Raw genomic sequence first — 15,239 nt, forward strand, 5'->3', positions numbered from 1 at the left:
CTCAAAAAACTATTGGATTGTTCCAGATAAATATAAAAATGGTACACGATTTGTTTTCGAGGGCTTCCGAGTCCACCTTGTAGATTGAATTCAGAGGGCTTTGCCATGGACCATCTTGTACTCACAATTATCGCCGCCGACAAACCCGGTCTGGTCGAGCGCATCGCACAGAACATCGCCGCCCACGGTGGCAACTGGCTGGAAAGCCGCATGGCGCACATGGCCGGGCAATTTGCCGGGATCCTGCGCGTCGGCGTTCCTACAGAGAACCGTCAGGCGCTGGTCGGTGCGCTGGAGGACTTATCCACACACGGCATTCGCGTGCTGGTGGGTGAGGGCAGCAGCGGGCAGGCCTCAGCCTCCAAGTCGATCATGATGACGCTGGTGGGCAATGACCGTGCGGGCATTGTGCGCGAGATCACGGCGCTGCTGAGCAAGCAGGGCGTGAACCTGGAGAGCCTGAGCACGGACGTGCGCCCGGCGCCCATGAGCGGTGATCCGTTGTTTACCGCCGAGGCGCTGTTGCAGGTGCCGGCAGCGTTATCCCTGGATACTTTGCAATTGTCCCTGGAAACCCTGGCCGATGATCTGATGGTGGAGCTGCACCACGAGGAATAATCTGCCCACAGGGTTATGCATGGAAATCTTGCATGGGCCTGTGGATAACCTGTAGAGACCCGGCGCCAGGCCACGCCGTGCGGGGTTCTTCGCTACTTGAGCAAAAAACGAGCAGTTTCAAGGGCTTGTGAACAAATGGCGGGGATCAGGTTGTGGATAACCTTGGGGTGGATGTCTGCAAGCCACGTAGATTATGGCTTGCAGAGGTTTGTACGTTATTTGATCAGCGTTTGTGTGCGCTGAGCCAGATATCCACGCTGTACACCACCAGGCCCGCCCAGATGAACGCGAAGGCCGTCAAGGTGCTTGGTGCCAGATGCTCGCCGAACAGCAGCACGGCTTCCAGCAATACCAGGGTCGGCGCGACGTACTGCAAAAAGCCCAGGGCGGTATAGGGCAAATGCCGTGCGGCGGCGTTGAAACACACCAGCGGGATCAGTGTCACCGGGCCGGCGGCTACCAGCCACCAGGCTTCGGAGGTGCCCCAGAATTCCATCTGCGCACTGTGGGCGGTCGGATTGAACAGCAGCCATGCAACCGCAATCGGCACCAGCATCCAGGTTTCCACCACCAGCCCTGGCAGCGCTTTCACCGGTGCCTGCTTGCGGATCAGCCCGTAGAAACCAAAGGTCAACGCCAGTACCAGCGACACCCACGGCAAGCTGCCCACCTGCCACACCTGTTGCGCCACACCCACCGCAGCCAGCCCAACGGCGACCCACTGTAAACGGCGCAGGCGTTCACCCAGGATCAACATGCCCAGCACCACATTCACCAACGGGTTGATGTAGTAACCCAGGCTCGCTTCCAGCATGCGCCCGGTGTTGACCGACCACACGTAGGTCAGCCAGTTACCCGCGATTAACGACCCACTGAGGGCCAGGATCGCCAGGCGCTTGGGGTTGTCACGCAGTTCGCGAAACCAGCCGGGATGCTTCCAGACCATCAACAGCAAACCGCCGAACAGCGCCGACCACAGCACGCGGTGCACGATGATTTCGGCGGCGGGCACGCTGGCGATGGCTTTGAAGTAGAGCGGGAACAGACCCCAGATGACATAGGCGCTCAGGCCCAGGATGTACCCCTTGCGGGGGTTGGCGGCTTGCATTGCGAAATCCTTGCTTAGGCAGCTAACAAAGCGCGATTGTAAGGATATTTGTCAGTCAAAACAGCTTCAGTGGCTCTTCATTCAACGCCGAGAGCTGTTCGCGCAAGGCCAACACCTGATCGCCCCAATACCGCTCACTGCCAAACCACGGGAAACTATGGGGGAACGCCGGGTCATCCCAGCGCCGTGCCAGCCAGGCGCTGTAATGCATCAGGCGCAAGGCGCGCAGGGGTTCGATCAGCGCCAGTTCACGCGGGTCGAAGTCGTGGAACTCCTGATAGCCGTCCATCAACTCCGACAGTTGCCCCAGGCATTCCTGACGGTCGCCGGCGAGCATCATCCACAGGTCCTGAACCGCCGGGCCCATGCGGCAGTCATCCAGGTCGACGATGTGGAACATCTCGTCGCGGCACATCATGTTGCCGGGGTGGCAATCGCCGTGCATGCGGATGTTCTTGTGCGGCGTGGCCTTGTACACCTCTTCCACGCGCTTGAGCAGGTCGCGGGCCACGGACTCGTAGGCCGGCAGCAGGCTTTTGGGGATGAAATTGCCTTCCAGCAAGGTGGTGAGGGAATCGTGACCGAAGTTCTTCACGCCCAGGGCTTCACGATGTTCGAACGGGCGGGTCGAGCCCACCGCATGCAAACGGCCGAGCAGTTGCCCGAGGCGATAGAGTTGGTCGAGGTTGCCCGGTTCCGGCGCACGGCCGCCACGGCGCGGGAACAGGGTGAAGCGGAAGCCGGCATGTTCGAACAGGCTTTCGCCGTTGTGGATCAGCGGTGCCACCACCGGCACTTCGCATTCGGCCAGTTCGAAGGTGAAGCGGTGTTCTTCAAGGATCGCCTCGTTGGTCCAGCGCTGCGGGCGATAGAACTTGGCGATCAGCGGCTCGGAGTCTTCGATGCCCACTTGGTAGACGCGGTTTTCGTAGCTGTTGAGCGCCAATACGCGCGCATCGCTGAGGAAACCGATGCTTTCGACAGCGTCGAGTACCAGGTCGGGGGTGAGTGTTTCAAACGGGTGGGCCATGCGAACTCCTGCGCGCAGCAGGGCGCCGCGTCCGGCCGGGTATGGTAACGCACCGGGGCTGAGATAGGTGGTGGCTGTGCCATTGCTATCGGGGGCAAGCCCCCTCCCACATTGACTGCATTCACATATTTTGACTGTGAACACAGTCAGTGTGGGAGGGGGCTTGCCCCCGATGAGGCTTTGTCAGGCGCCGACGATACCGCCGTCATCCCGCCGAATTGCCATCACTGACGAGCGCGGCTTGCCATTCGTCAGATGCTCCGGCCAGGTCGAACCGCCTGTTTCGCCTGGGTGCTGAATCCCCACAAACAGCGTCTTCTGATCCGGCGAGAAGCTGATGCCTGTCACCTCACAGGCCACCGGCCCTACCATGAAACGGCGGATTTCCCCGGTAGACGGGTCGGCGCAGAGCATCTGGTTATTGCCCATGCCCGCGAAGTCACCCGCGTTGCTGTAGTCGCCATCGGTGAGAATCCACAGGCGTCCGGCCTTGTCGAAACCCAGGCCATCCGGGCTGTTGAACATGTTCTGCGGGTTGATGTTCGACGAGCCGCCCTTCGGCGTGCCAGCGTGCACGCCCGGGTTGCCGGCCACCACAAACAGGTCCCAGCTGAACTCCGTGGAGCCATGGTTATCCGCGTCGGCCTTCCAGCGCAGGATCTGGCCGTAGACGTTTTTCTCACGCGGGTTGGGGCCGCCCACCGGCTGGCCGTCTTCACCGCGCTTGGCATTGTTGGTGAGGGTGCAATAGACCTGGCCATCGGTGGGGCTGACCACGATCCATTCCGGGCGGTCCATGCGCGTGGCTTTCACCACACTGGCGGCCAGGCGCGCGTGGATCAGCACCTCGGCCTGGCTGGCGAAACCTGTGCTGGCGTCGATGCCGTTCTTGCCGTGGCTGAGCTCGACCCATTGGCCCTTGCCCTTGGGATGGTCGGCGTTGCCGTCGCCCGCATCGAAGATCGCCACGTACAAGGTGCCGTGGTCGAGCAGGTCCTTGTTGGCCTTGGGGTTGTGGTGGTTGATCGGGTCGCGGCTGACGAACTTGTAGATGAACTCGCCGCGTTCGTCGTCGCCCATGTACACCACGGCGCGGCCGTCACGGGTTTCGGCCAGGGCGGCGTTTTCATGCTTGAAGCGGCCCAGGGCGGTGCGTTTGACGGGGGTGGACTTGGGGTCGAACGGGTCGATTTCCACCACCCAACCGTGGCGGTTGAGCTCGTTGGGGTTCTTGGCGATGTCAAAGCGCGGGTCGTGCGGGTGCCAGTTGATGTCTTTGCTGGCGGCTACCACCCCGTAGCGTTTCTGCCCGGCGTCGAAGGTTTGTTGTGGGTTGCTGCTGCCAAAACAGTCGGTGAAGTTCTCTTCGCACGTCAGATAGGTGCCCCACGGTGTCTTGCCGTTGGCGCAGTTCTGGAAAGTGCCGAGGGCCTTCTTGCCGGTTTTGTCGGCGCTGGTTTTCAGCCAGGCGTGGCCGGCGGCGGGGCCGCTGAGATTGATCGGCGAGTTGCCGTGGATGCGCCGGTTGTAGCGCGAGTCCTGCACGAACTGCCAGGTGTCGCCCTTGCGCCGCACTTCGATCACCGACACGCCTTCGCTGGCCTGGGCCTTGCGCACGTCTTCGGCCGATTGCGGCGCGCCGCCGTGGGCGAAGAGGTAGCGGTAATTGGTGTATTCGTTGTTGATCGCCATCAGCGCACGGTTGTCGTCGCCCGGGAAGGCGAACAGGCTCATGCCGTCGTTGTTGTCACCGAACTGCTGCTCCTGGGCCTTGGCCGTGCCGTTGCCGGACGGGTCGAAGGCGGGTGCGTTCTTGCTCAGCGGTTGGCCCCAACTGATCAGCACCGAGGCGCTGTAGCCTGGCGGCAAGGTGATGGCGTCACTGGTGGCGGCGGCGATGCTGGTAAAGCCCAGCAGTGGGCTGGCGCTGGCGGCGTTGACGGCCAGGGCGCTGCGGCTCAGCAGGTTGCCGCCGAGGAACATCGCGGCACCGCACAGCGCACCGGCGCCGATAAAGCGGCGGCGGGTGAGGCCGACCATCTGTTCCAGGTCGGTGGCTTGGTTTTCTTCTAATAGGCTCATCTCAGGCTCCCTGCGGTTTTTGCAGACACCATAAGGAGCGGGCGTGACGAAATTGTTGCAGTTTGAAGGCGGGCTGCGCCTACACCGGCGTGCCGAGCAGCACATTGCTTGGCGCGAATTGCACGGTGATGGTTTTACCTTCGGCGGCGCCCACGTCCTTGAGTGCCTCGGGCCGCGCCAGGGCGCATAAAACCTGGCCATTGGGCAGGGCAATGCGCACTTCGCTGGGGCCGTCGTCGGCGTCGAGAATGACGTCGACGGTGCCGCTCATGCAATTGTGTCCAGGTGTTGCAGCTTGCTCGGATGCGAGCACTTCCAGCCAGCCGGCCTTGATCAGCGCCACCACTTCCACGCCGGTTTCCAGTTCCAGGCGTTGCGTGCTGTCATGGGTGACCTGCGCGTCCAGGCTCAGGCCACCGGCCAGTTGCAGGCGGATCAGGTCGTTACGGCCCTGCTGCTCGATGGCGATCACCTGGCCATGCAATTGGTTGCGCGCGCTGGTGCGCAGCATCAAGCGGCCGAGCAGGTTGAAGTCGCTGGCGGCTTCATCGGAACCCAGCACTTCGGCTTGCAGCACTTGCAGGCGCTGGTAAAGACGCAGCACGCGCTCACCTTCGGCCGTCAGCTTCGCGCCACCACCGCCCTTGCCGCCCACGCTGCGTTCCACCAACGGCTTTTGTGCCAGGTTGTTCAGCTCGTCGATGGCATCCCACGCCGCCTTGTAACTCAAGCCTGCGCTTTTGGCCGCACGGGTGATGGAGCCCTGCTCGGCGATATGTGCCAGCAAGGCAATGCGCTGGGGGCGGCGGATGATGTGTTGGCTGAGGGAGGTTGGCAGAGACATGTGGATACGCTTGGCTGGGATGAGCCGAACGTTGCGGGCAAGGTGGGCTGGAGTCAAGTCAACTGCCCGGTTTGGGCGTGCGGGCCAGGCAATACACATCGACCTGCTTCGCACCGGCGTTCATCAATAACCGCGCCAGGCTATGGGCCGTGGCGCCGGTCGTCAGCACGTCGTCGACCAGGGCGAAGTGGCGGCCCTGCACCTGGGCGTGGGGCGCCAGGGCGAAGGCACCGAGCAGGTTGCGTTTACGGGTCTTGGCGTCGAGTGCCTGCTGTGCCACGGTTTCATGGGGGCGTAACAACAGCTGTTCATCGTGGGGAATGTTCAAGTCGCTGCTGAGCCAGCGTGCCAGCATCAACGCCTGGTTGTAGCCGCGTTCGCGCAGGCGCTTGCGGGCCATGGGCACCGGTAGCAGGCAGTCGGGGCGGGTGAGTCCGGTGTTATCAAAGCGATGGTGCAGGTGCTGCGCCAACAGCCACGCCAGCATCTGCCCGAGGGGCCAGCGTGCCTGATGCTTGAAGCGGCTGATCAGGCTGTCGATGGGAAAGCTGTAGGACCAGGGGGCGATGACCTGTTTAAACGCAGGGGGATTTTTTTGGCATTGCCCGCAAGTCAAACCCTCCATCGGCAGGGGCAGGGCACACACATCGCAGTGCTCCATGAGCCAGGGCAGCTCGGTTTCGCAGACGTTGCACACACAATGGGCGGATTGTGTCGCTTCATCACAGATCAAACAGCTTTGTATGTTATTTAACCAGATGTAAACCTGGTGTTTGTATCTCGGTTGACAGTGCATGAATCTTCCTTAAATATGCCGAGCATCCGTGTCGTGCCTGTGGGTATTGCCCTTCCCGCAGCGCTTGCCAAAGCATAATCAAGGAATCGCCCATGAGCGCCAGCACCACCGCCACCTTGCGTCACGATTGGTCCCTCGCCGAAGTCAAAGCGCTGTTCGTGCAGCCATTCAATGACCTGCTGTTCCAGGCGCAGACCGTGCACCGCGCGCATTTCGACGCCAACCGTGTGCAAGTGTCGACGCTGCTCTCGATCAAGACCGGCGCCTGCCCGGAAGATTGCAAATATTGTCCGCAGTCGGGCCACTACAACACCGGCCTCGAAAAAGAGAAGCTGATGGAAGTGCAGAAGGTCCTCGAAGAGGCTGCCCGCGCCAAAGCCATCGGCTCGACGCGCTTCTGCATGGGCGCCGCCTGGAAGCACCCGTCGGCCAAAGACATGCCCTACGTGTTGCAGATGGTCAAAGGCGTAAAGGCCATGGGCCTTGAAACCTGCATGACCCTCGGCCGCCTCGACCAGGACCAGACAGAAGCCCTGGCCCAGGCCGGCCTGGACTACTACAACCACAACCTCGACACCTCGCCGGAGTTCTACGGCAGCATCATCACCACCCGTACCTACAGCGAGCGCCTGCAAACCCTGGCCTATGTACGTGATTCGGGGATGAAGATCTGCTCCGGCGGCATCCTCGGCATGGGCGAGTCTCTCGACGACCGCGCCAATTTGCTGATCCAACTGGCCAACCTGCCGGAGCATCCGGAGTCGGTGCCGATCAACATGCTGGTGAAAGTGGCGGGTACGCCGCTGGAAAACGCCGAAGACATCGACCCGTTCGACTTCATCCGCATGCTCGCCGTGGCGCGCATCCTGATGCCGAAGTCCCATGTGCGCCTGTCGGCCGGCCGTGAAGCGATGAACGAGCAGATGCAGGCGTTGGCGTTCTTTGCCGGTGCCAACTCCATCTTCTACGGCGACAAGTTGCTGACCACCGCCAACCCGCAGGCTGACAAGGACATGCAACTGTTTGCGCGCCTGGGCATCCTGCCGGAAGCCCGTGAAGAGCATGCCGATGAAGTGCACCAGGCGGCCATCGAGCAGGCGTTGGTGGAGCAGAAGAGCAGCGAGCAGTTCTATAACGCCGTTGTTTGATTGAAATGCCAGCCACCTGTGGGAAACGGCTTGTGTGGGAGGGGGCTTGCCCCCGATAGCGATGGGTCAGTCGACACCTGCATCAACTGACAGATTGCAATCGGGGGCAAGCCCCCTCCCACACTGGATCCCCGCCACATTCTTGACCGCCTACATCTGTTTAATCGAGGCCTGCATGTCTTTCGATCTCGCCGCGCGTCTCGCTGCCCGCCGTGCCGAACACCTTTATCGCCAACGCCCGCTACTCGACAGCCCCCAGGGCCCGGAAGTGGTGGTGGACGGCCAGCCGCTGCTGGCGTTCTGCAATAACGATTACCTGGGCCTGGCCAATCACCCGCAGGTGATCGAGGCCTGGCGCGCCGGTGCCTCGCGTTGGGGTGTGGGCGGCGGCGCTTCGCACCTGGTGGTCGGGCATGCCACGCCACACCATGAACTGGAAGAAGCCCTGGCCGACCTCACCGGTCGCCCGCGTGCGCTGCTGTTTACCACCGGCTACATGGCCAACCTCGGCGCGGTCACGGCATTGGTGGGGCAGGGCGATACGGTGCTGGAAGACCGTCTCAACCATGCGTCGCTGCTGGATGCGGGCTTGCTCTCGGGTGCGCGTTTCAATCGTTACCTGCATAACGATGTGCAGAGCCTGGCCAAGCGCCTGGAGAAAGCTACCGGCAATACCCTAGTGGTCACCGATGGTGTATTCAGCATGGACGGCGACCTGGCCGACCTGCCCGCGCTGGCCCGCGAAACCAAGGCCAAAGGCGCCTGGTTGATGGTAGATGACGCCCATGGCTTTGGCCCCCTGGGCGCCAACGGCGGCGGGATCGTCGAGCATTTCGGCCTGAGCCAGGAGGACGTGCCGGTGCTGGTCGGCACCCTCGGCAAGGCGTTCGGCACGGCCGGGGCATTTGTGGCCGGCAGTGAAGAGCTGATCGAAAGCCTGATCCAGTTCGCCCGCCCGTACATCTACACCACCAGCCAACCGCCCGCCCTGGCCTGTGCCACCTTGAAAAGCCTGGAACTGTTGCGCAGCGAACATTGGCGGCGCGAGCACCTCAACCGCCTGATCCGCCAGTTCCGCCAGGGCGCCGAGCAGATTGGGCTGGAGCTGATGGACAGCTTTACGCCGATCCAACCCATCCTGATCGGCGACAGCGCCAAGGCCGTGCGCCTGTCGCAGATGCTGCGTGAACGCGGCCTGATGGTGACGGCGATCCGCCCACCCACCGTGCCCGCCGGCAGCGCGCGTCTGCGCGTGACATTGACGGCAGCCCACAGCGCGGCGCAGGTGCAGCTATTGTTAAACGCATTGGAAGCGTGTTTCCGCTTGTTAGGCAGTTCGGAGCGAGGCCATGCGTGATCGACTGATATTACTGCCCGGCTGGGGCCTCGGTGTATCGCCGCTGGAGCCGTTGGCCGCCGCCTTGCAAGGTTTGGACGAGCACCTGCAGGTGCAGATCGAACCGTTGCCTGCACTGGACTCCAGCGACCTGAACGAGTGGCTCGACGAACTCGACGCTACGCTGCCGGACAACGCCTGGCTGGGCGGCTGGTCCCTGGGCGGCATGCTGGCCTCGGAACTGGCGGCGCGGCGCGGCGAACGTTGCTGCGGCCTGCTGACGCTGGCGAGTAACCCGTGTTTCGTCGCCCACGCTGGCTGGCCAAGCGCGATGCCCGCCGAGACCTTCGATGCATTCCTCGCCGGCTGCCATGCCGACTCCCAAGTCACCCTCAAACGCTTCGGTTTGTTGTGCGCCAAGGGTGCCGAAGACCCGCGCGGGCTGTCGCGCCTGCTGGTCAGTAGCGCGCCGAACACGCCGCCCAGTGTGTTGATGCCCGGCCTTGAGCTACTCGCCCAGTTGGATACCCGTGAAGCCTTATTGGCCTATCGCGGCCCGCAGTTGCACCTGTTCGCCGGCCTGGATGGGTTGGTGCCCGCCGAAGCCGCCAGCGACCTGCTGGCCCTGCTGCCGGATGTTGAAATCGGCCTGATTGAACAGGCCGGCCACGCTTTTCTTCTGGAAGACCCTCACGGTGTAGCGGGGGCCATCCAGGCTTTTTTGCATGAGTGCGTCGATGACTGATTTATCCCACGCCCCGCTGCCGGGTGCGTTGCCGGACAAGCGCCAGGTGGCGGCGTCCTTTTCCCGTGCCGCCGCCAGTTACGACAGCGTCGCCGAGTTGCAGCGGGCGGTGGGCTGCCAATTGCTGGCGCGCTTACCGGCCGATACCGCGCCGCAACGTTGGTTGGACATGGGCTGCGGCACCGGTTATTTCAGCCGTGTGCTGGGGGAGCGCTGGCCCGCCAGCCAAGGCATCGCGTTGGACATCGCCGAAGGCATGCTCAACCACGCACGCCCCCTGGGTGGCGCCGAGCACTTCATCGCCGGCGACGCCGAACGCTTGCCGCTCAAAGCTGACAGCGTGCAGCTGATCTTCTCGTCCCTCGCGGTGCAGTGGTGTGCGAATTTCGAGGCGGTACTCAGCGAGGCCCATCGGGTGTTGCAACCGGGCGGTGTGCTGGCCTTCGCCAGTCTCTGCACGGGCACCCTGGAAGAGCTGCGCGAGAGCTGGCGTGCGGCGGATGGCCTGGTGCATGTCAATCGCTTCCGCACCTTCGAGGCGTATCAACAAGTGTGTGCGGCCAGCGGCCTGCGGGTGGTGAGCCTGGAGCGCCGTCCTCATGTGTTGCATTACCCGGATGTGCGCAGCCTGACCCACGAATTGAAGGCCCTGGGCGCGCATAACCTCAACCCCGGTCGCCCCGGTGGGTTGACGGGGCGCGCGCGGATTGTTGCACTGGTGCACGCGTATGAGCGGTTCCGCCAGGCCCAAGGCCTGCCGGCGACTTACCAAGTGGTGTATGCCGTACTGGAGAAACCTCTATGAGCGCCGCCTACTTCATCACCGGCACCGACACCGATGTCGGCAAAACCACCATCGCCGCCGGTCTGTTGCACGCGGCGCGGCAAGCCGGCAGAAGCACCGCGGCGGGTAAGCCGGTGGCCTCCGGTTGCCAGGTCACGCCCAAGGGCTTGCGCAACGCCGATGCGTTGGCGTTGCTGTCCGAATGCTCGCTGCCGTTGAGTTATGCCGAGGTCAATCCGGTGGCGTTCGAACCGGCCATCGCACCCCATCTGGCGGCGCGGGAGGCGGGTTTCTCGCTCACCGTGCAATCGTTGTTGAAGCCCATGCAGCAGATCCTGGCACGGCAAGCGGATTTCACCCTGATCGAAGGCGCCGGTGGCTGGCGCGTGCCATTGGCTGACCAGGCGAATATGTCGGACCTGGCCATGGCGCTGAAATTGCCGGTGATCCTGGTGGTGGGGGTGCGCCTGGGTTGCATCAGCCATGCCTTGCTGACCGCCGAAGCCATCGCCCGGGATGGCCTGCCGTTGGCCGGGTGGGTGGCGAATATCATCGACCCCAAGACCTCCCGTCTGGAAGAAAACCTTGCCACCCTGGCTGAGCGCCTGCCTGCGCCATGCTTGGGGCGTGTGCCGAAACTCAAGCACGCCGGGGCTGAAGCGGTTGCCGAGTACTTGCAACTGGACCTGCTTGACTGATTTTGGCTATCGACAAGGCATTATGCCATTAGTGTTTTTGACGAGCCCTTTGACGGGATATCTGCTTCAATTCAACTTCACGATTCTCTAAAGGCAGGCTTACGCCATGGAAATCTCTGGAAGCAGCGCGTTTTACTCGGGCCTGAGCAGCATTCAGTCCGGGCAGAACCGTGTCGATCAGGCCGCCGGCAGAATTGCCAGCGCCGCGACCACTCAGCCATCGGACGCGCAAAGCGACCGTCTGCAAGCCAACGACCGCGCCCAGCCGTCCAACTCGGCCAGCAACATGGTTGAAATGGCCCAAGGCAAGTTCCAAGTGGAACTCGGCGCTAAAGTCGCCAAGGCTTCCGATGAAATGCTCGGTACCCTGATCGACACCTACGCCTGATCTGCTGGCGCTAAAAAATGTGGGAGGGGGCTTGCCCCCGATAGTGATGGACCAGCCAATGTGTGTATGGCTGACACTGCGCTATCGGGGGCAAGCCCCCTCCCACATTTTTACTGTGTCGTCCTTCTGAACTTCTACACTCCCCCAGTCATGTGGCGTCTAGCCGCAAGCGTTACCGTGCGCGCCATTGACCCGCGTCATGACAAACGGCATCCGGACGACGCTTGACATCCCCAGGTCGTAAACGTATGTTTCAAACACCTGTTTGACCGCCCCAACACTTCCACGCGGTTGTTCATTCCAGATACATCAGCAGAGGTTTATCGCTATGCCTGACTACAAGGCCCCCTTGCGTGATATTCGCTTCGTTCGTGACGAACTGCTTGGCTATGAAGCGCACTATCAGAGCCTGCCGGCTTGCCAGGACGCTACCCCGGACATGGTTGACGCCATCCTTGAAGAAGGCGCCAAGTTTTGTGAGCAAGTGCTGGCACCGCTGAACCGCGTGGGCGACATCGAAGGCTGCACCTGGAGTGAGTCGGGCGTTAAAACCCCTACCGGTTTCAAAGAAGCCTACAAACAATTCGTAGAAGGCGGCTGGCCAAGCCTGGCCCACGACGTGGAGCACGGCGGCCAGGGCCTGCCGGAATCCCTGGGCCTGGCCGTGAGCGAAATGGTCGGCGCCGCCAACTGGTCGTGGGGCATGTACCCAGGCCTGTCCCACGGTGCGATGAACACTATCTCCGAGCACGGCACGCCCGAGCAGCAAGAGGCCTACCTGACCAAACTGGTGTCGGGCGAATGGACCGGCACTATGTGCCTGACCGAGCCACACTGCGGCACCGACCTGGGCATGCTGCGCACCAAGGCCGAGCCTCAGGCGGATGGTTCCTATAAGGTCTCCGGCACCAAGATCTTCATCTCGGCCGGTGAACACGACATGGCCGACAACATCGTCCATATCGTACTGGCCCGCCTGCCGGACGCACCGGCCGGCACCAAAGGCATCTCGCTGTTCATCGTGCCGAAGTTCCTGCCGAACGCCGATGGCTCGATTGGCGCGCGCAACGCCGTGAGCTGTGGTTCCCTGGAACACAAGATGGGCATCCACGGCAACGCCACCTGCGTGATGAACTTCGACGCGGCCACCGGTTTCCTGATCGGCCCGGCGAACAAAGGCCTGAACTGCATGTTCACCTTTATGAACACCGCTCGCCTGGGTACCGCGCTGCAAGGCCTGTCCCACGCCGAAATCGGCTTCCAGGGTGGCCTGAAATATGCCCGCGATCGCCTGCAAATGCGCTCCCTGACCGGCCCGAAAGCCCCGGACAAAGCCGCCGACCCGATCATCGTGCACCCCGACGTGCGCCGCATGCTGCTGACCATGAAGGCCTTTGCCGAAGGCAACCGTGCGATGGTGTACTTCACCGCCAAGCAAGTGGACATCGTCAAATACGGCACCGACGAAGACGCCAAGAAACAGGCCGATGGCCTGCTGGCCTTCATGACCCCGATCGCCAAGGCGTTCATGACCGAAGTCGGCTTTGAATCGGCCAACCACGGCGTGCAGATCTATGGCGGCCACGGCTTCATCGCCGAGTGGGGCATGGAGCAGAACGTTCGCGACAGCCGCATTTCGATGCTGTACGAAGGCACCACCGGCATCCAGGCCCTCGACCTGCTGGGCCGTAAAGTGCTGATGACCCAAGGCGAAGCGCTCAAGGGCTTCACCAAGATCGTGCACAAGTTCTGCCAGGCCAACGAAGGCAACGAAGCGGTCAAAGAGTTCGTTGCACCGCTGGCTGCGCTGAACAAAGAGTGGGGCGAGTTGACTATGAAGGTCGGCATGGCCGCGATGAAAGACCGCGAAGAAGTGGGTGCCGCCTCGGTGGACTACCTGATGTACTCCGGTTACGCCTGCCTGGCTTACTTCTGGGCCGACATGGCGCGCCTGGCGGCCGAGAAACTGGCTGCCGGCACCACCGAAGAAGCGTTCTACACCGCCAAGCTGCAGACCGCGCGCTTCTACTTCCAGCGCATCCTGCCGCGTACCCTGGCCCACAAAGCCACCATGCTGTCGGGTGCCAACAACCTGATGGACATGAAAGAAGAAGACTTCGGCCTGGCTTACTAAGCCTTACCGGTTCACTTCCAGAGCCGCCGCTCCTCTACGGGGGCGGCGGCTTTTTTGTGGGCGATAAAAAACCACACCGCAGCACTCAGGGATTACCGCCGGCTGCCGTTACAGTGATGGCAATGTGATGCATGTGTGTCAGGTTGTGCTTAACTGTCCATATAGAGGCACAGTGCCATCATTTTTTGCGGGTCGGAGTTTTACCCTTGTCACGCGTGTCCGCTGTACGTTTCAGTCATTTTCTACCTTCGTTGCTGCTCTTGCTGGCCGGGCTCTCGGCTGCGTACGTCAAGGACCTCAACGTTTTCTTCACCTCACTGTTCAATGTGTTGCCGACCCTGGTGCTGTTGCTCGGTGGTTCGTACTGCGCGGTGTACCGCCGCCAGCGTGAACTGTTCCTGATGATCACGGTATACATCGCCTACTTCCTGCTCGATACCCAGACCGACTTCTACCGCGACAATGGCCGCGTGCGCGAAGACGCCGCCGTGGTGTTCCACCTGTGCTGCCTGCTGCTGCCGTTGTTGTTCAGCATCTACGCGCTGTGGCAGGAGAAGACCCACCTGTTTCGTGACTTTGTCGCCCGTGGCGCGGTGTTGCTGGCGGTGGGCAGCGTGGCCCTGGCGCTGGAGCAGAGTTATCCCCAGGCGGTGCTGAACTGGCTGGCGGAGATCCGCTGGCCGGCGCTGCATGGCAGCTGGATGAGCCTGATCCAGCTGTCGTACCCGATGTTCCTGATCGGCTTCCTGACCCTGGCGGCGCAATACTGGTACCAGCCGCGCCCGCTGCATGCGGCGCAACTGGTGGGGTTGCTGGGCCTGTTCTGGATGTTGCCGCAGACGTTCATCCTGCCCTTCACCCTGAATATCATGTGCAGCCAGGTGATGCTGATGATCGCCGCCGGTGTGGCCCACGAGGCTTATCAAATGGCCTTTCGCGATGAGCTGACCGGCTTGCCGGGGCGTCGTGCGCTGAACGAGCGCATGCAGCGGCTGGGGCGCAACTATGTGTTGGCGATGAGCGACGTCGACCACTTCAAGCGTTTCAACGACACCCATGGTCATGACGTGGGCGACCAGGTATTGCGGCTGGTGGCGAGCAAGCTGTCCAAGGTCAACGGCGGCGGGCGCGCCTATCGCTACGGCGGTGAAGAATTCGCCGTGGTGTTCGCCGGCAAGACCCTGGATGAATGCATGCCGCACCTGGAGGAGATCCGCGAGATCATCGCCGACTACGACATCAAGCTGCGTAATTCGGACCGCCCCCAGGACGATCAGCAAGGGCGTCAGCGCCGTTCGGGCAGCGGCGCCTCCAGTGTCTCGGTGACCATCAGTATCGGCGTGGCCGAACGCCAGGCCGAGCAGCGCTCCCCCGAGGAAGTGCTCAAGTCCGCCGACCAGGCGCTGTACGCCGCCAAGGGCGCCGGGCGTAACTGCGTGGTGGCGTCCGGGCAGACCCGGCGTGGCGCGGTGCGCATGCAGAGCGCTGCCGGTTGAGTGATGGCGGTGTATTCAGCGGTTCTACAGTG

General features: G+C 62.3%; 14 protein-coding genes. 9 read left to right on the forward strand and 5 right to left on the reverse strand.

Going from position 1 to position 15,239, the window contains the following annotated elements; translation table 11 throughout:
* Nucleotides 1-105 precede the first annotated feature (105 nt).
* Nucleotides 106-618 carry a glycine cleavage system transcriptional repressor gene (locus tag NL123_RS02665; protein ID WP_248484979.1) on the forward strand — a complete coding sequence of 171 codons (513 nt, stop codon included), beginning with the start codon at nt 106-108 and terminating at the stop codon, nt 616-618.
* Between the two features lie 223 nt (nt 619-841).
* Here the strand turns inward: NL123_RS02665 and rarD are convergent, their stop codons facing one another.
* The 5 genes from rarD to NL123_RS02690 form a co-directional block, all read right to left on the reverse strand.
* Entirely contained in the window at nt 842-1,726 is an 885-nt protein-coding gene (gene rarD / locus NL123_RS02670; protein WP_494357173.1) for an EamA family transporter RarD, read from the reverse strand.
* A 55-nt stretch (nt 1,727-1,781) separates the two neighbouring features.
* Nucleotides 1,782-2,756, reverse strand: a complete 975-nt coding sequence (locus NL123_RS02675; RefSeq protein WP_010207031.1) for a serine/threonine protein kinase — start codon at nt 2,754-2,756, stop codon at nt 1,782-1,784.
* Between the two features lie 183 nt (nt 2,757-2,939).
* A complete protein-coding gene (locus NL123_RS02680; protein WP_494357174.1) occupies nt 2,940-4,838 on the reverse strand; it encodes a PhoX family protein in 1,899 nt (632 codons plus the stop codon).
* A gap of 79 nt (nt 4,839-4,917) precedes the next feature.
* A complete protein-coding gene (locus tag NL123_RS02685) occupies nt 4,918-5,682 on the reverse strand; it encodes a TOBE domain-containing protein (protein ID WP_494357175.1) in 765 nt (254 codons plus the stop codon).
* A gap of 58 nt (nt 5,683-5,740) precedes the next feature.
* On the reverse strand, nt 5,741-6,478 hold the full coding sequence (locus NL123_RS02690) for a ComFC family protein (RefSeq protein ID WP_494357176.1): 738 nt from the start codon (nt 6,476-6,478) through the stop codon (nt 5,741-5,743).
* A gap of 92 nt (nt 6,479-6,570) precedes the next feature.
* On the opposite strand from NL123_RS02690, the gene bioB reads away from it, so the two are divergent.
* From bioB to NL123_RS02730, 8 genes are all read left to right on the forward strand, one after another.
* Entirely contained in the window at nt 6,571-7,626 is a 1,056-nt protein-coding gene (gene bioB / locus NL123_RS02695; protein WP_058426686.1) for a biotin synthase BioB, read from the forward strand.
* Nucleotides 7,627-7,801: 175 nt separating this feature from the next.
* Entirely contained in the window at nt 7,802-8,983 is a 1,182-nt protein-coding gene (gene bioF, locus NL123_RS02700) for an 8-amino-7-oxononanoate synthase (RefSeq protein ID WP_494357177.1), read from the forward strand.
* Nucleotides 8,976-9,707, forward strand: coding sequence for an alpha/beta fold hydrolase (locus NL123_RS02705; protein WP_248484974.1), 732 nt, complete (start codon nt 8,976-8,978; stop codon nt 9,705-9,707). Before bioF ends, NL123_RS02705 begins: the two co-directional genes overlap by 8 nt.
* On the forward strand, nt 9,700-10,512 hold the full coding sequence (bioC, locus tag NL123_RS02710; RefSeq protein ID WP_248484973.1) for a malonyl-ACP O-methyltransferase BioC: 813 nt from the start codon (nt 9,700-9,702) through the stop codon (nt 10,510-10,512). The genes NL123_RS02705 and bioC overlap by 8 nt, the downstream gene beginning before the upstream one ends.
* Nucleotides 10,509-11,189, forward strand: coding sequence for a dethiobiotin synthase (gene bioD / locus NL123_RS02715; RefSeq protein WP_494357178.1), 681 nt, complete (start codon nt 10,509-10,511; stop codon nt 11,187-11,189). The genes bioC and bioD overlap by 4 nt, the downstream gene beginning before the upstream one ends.
* Before the next feature lie 106 nt (nt 11,190-11,295).
* The gene (locus NL123_RS02720; protein ID WP_058426691.1) at nt 11,296-11,577 is read left to right on the forward strand and encodes a hypothetical protein; all 282 of its coding nucleotides are present in this window, start codon (nt 11,296-11,298) and stop codon (nt 11,575-11,577) included.
* Between the two features lie 328 nt (nt 11,578-11,905).
* Nucleotides 11,906-13,711 carry a phenylacyl-CoA dehydrogenase gene (locus NL123_RS02725; RefSeq protein ID WP_494357179.1) on the forward strand — a complete coding sequence of 602 codons (1,806 nt, stop codon included), beginning with the start codon at nt 11,906-11,908 and terminating at the stop codon, nt 13,709-13,711.
* Between the two features lie 206 nt (nt 13,712-13,917).
* Nucleotides 13,918-15,207 (forward strand): GGDEF domain-containing protein, encoded by a 1,290-nt coding sequence (locus tag NL123_RS02730; RefSeq protein ID WP_248484970.1) that lies wholly within the window; start codon nt 13,918-13,920, stop codon nt 15,205-15,207.
* Nucleotides 15,208-15,239: the final 32 nt, after the last annotated feature.

Source organism: Pseudomonas sp. FBCC-B1565, assembly GCF_059133265.1.

Bases quoted from the DNA above. Each gene is read 5' to 3' on its own strand.
- bioD (WP_494357178.1), top strand. From the start codon at position 10,509: ATGAGCGCCGCCTACTTCATCACCGGCACCGACACCGATGTCGGCAAA.
- NL123_RS02675 (WP_010207031.1), bottom strand. From the start codon at position 2,756: ATGGCCCACCCGTTTGAAACACTCACCCCCGACCTGGTACTCGACGCT.
- NL123_RS02725 (WP_494357179.1), top strand. From the start codon at position 11,906: ATGCCTGACTACAAGGCCCCCTTGCGTGATATTCGCTTCGTTCGTGAC.
- NL123_RS02665 (WP_248484979.1), top strand. From the start codon at position 106: ATGGACCATCTTGTACTCACAATTATCGCCGCCGACAAACCCGGTCTG.
- NL123_RS02680 (WP_494357174.1), bottom strand. From the start codon at position 4,838: ATGAGCCTATTAGAAGAAAACCAAGCCACCGACCTGGAACAGATGGTC.
- NL123_RS02705 (WP_248484974.1), top strand. From the start codon at position 8,976: ATGCGTGATCGACTGATATTACTGCCCGGCTGGGGCCTCGGTGTATCG.
- NL123_RS02690 (WP_494357176.1), bottom strand. From the start codon at position 6,478: ATGCACTGTCAACCGAGATACAAACACCAGGTTTACATCTGGTTAAAT.
- bioF (WP_494357177.1), top strand. From the start codon at position 7,802: ATGTCTTTCGATCTCGCCGCGCGTCTCGCTGCCCGCCGTGCCGAACAC.
- bioC (WP_248484973.1), top strand. From the start codon at position 9,700: ATGACTGATTTATCCCACGCCCCGCTGCCGGGTGCGTTGCCGGACAAG.
- rarD (WP_494357173.1), bottom strand. From the start codon at position 1,726: ATGCAAGCCGCCAACCCCCGCAAGGGGTACATCCTGGGCCTGAGCGCC.
- bioB (WP_058426686.1), top strand. From the start codon at position 6,571: ATGAGCGCCAGCACCACCGCCACCTTGCGTCACGATTGGTCCCTCGCC.
- NL123_RS02685 (WP_494357175.1), bottom strand. From the start codon at position 5,682: ATGTCTCTGCCAACCTCCCTCAGCCAACACATCATCCGCCGCCCCCAG.
- NL123_RS02720 (WP_058426691.1), top strand. From the start codon at position 11,296: ATGGAAATCTCTGGAAGCAGCGCGTTTTACTCGGGCCTGAGCAGCATT.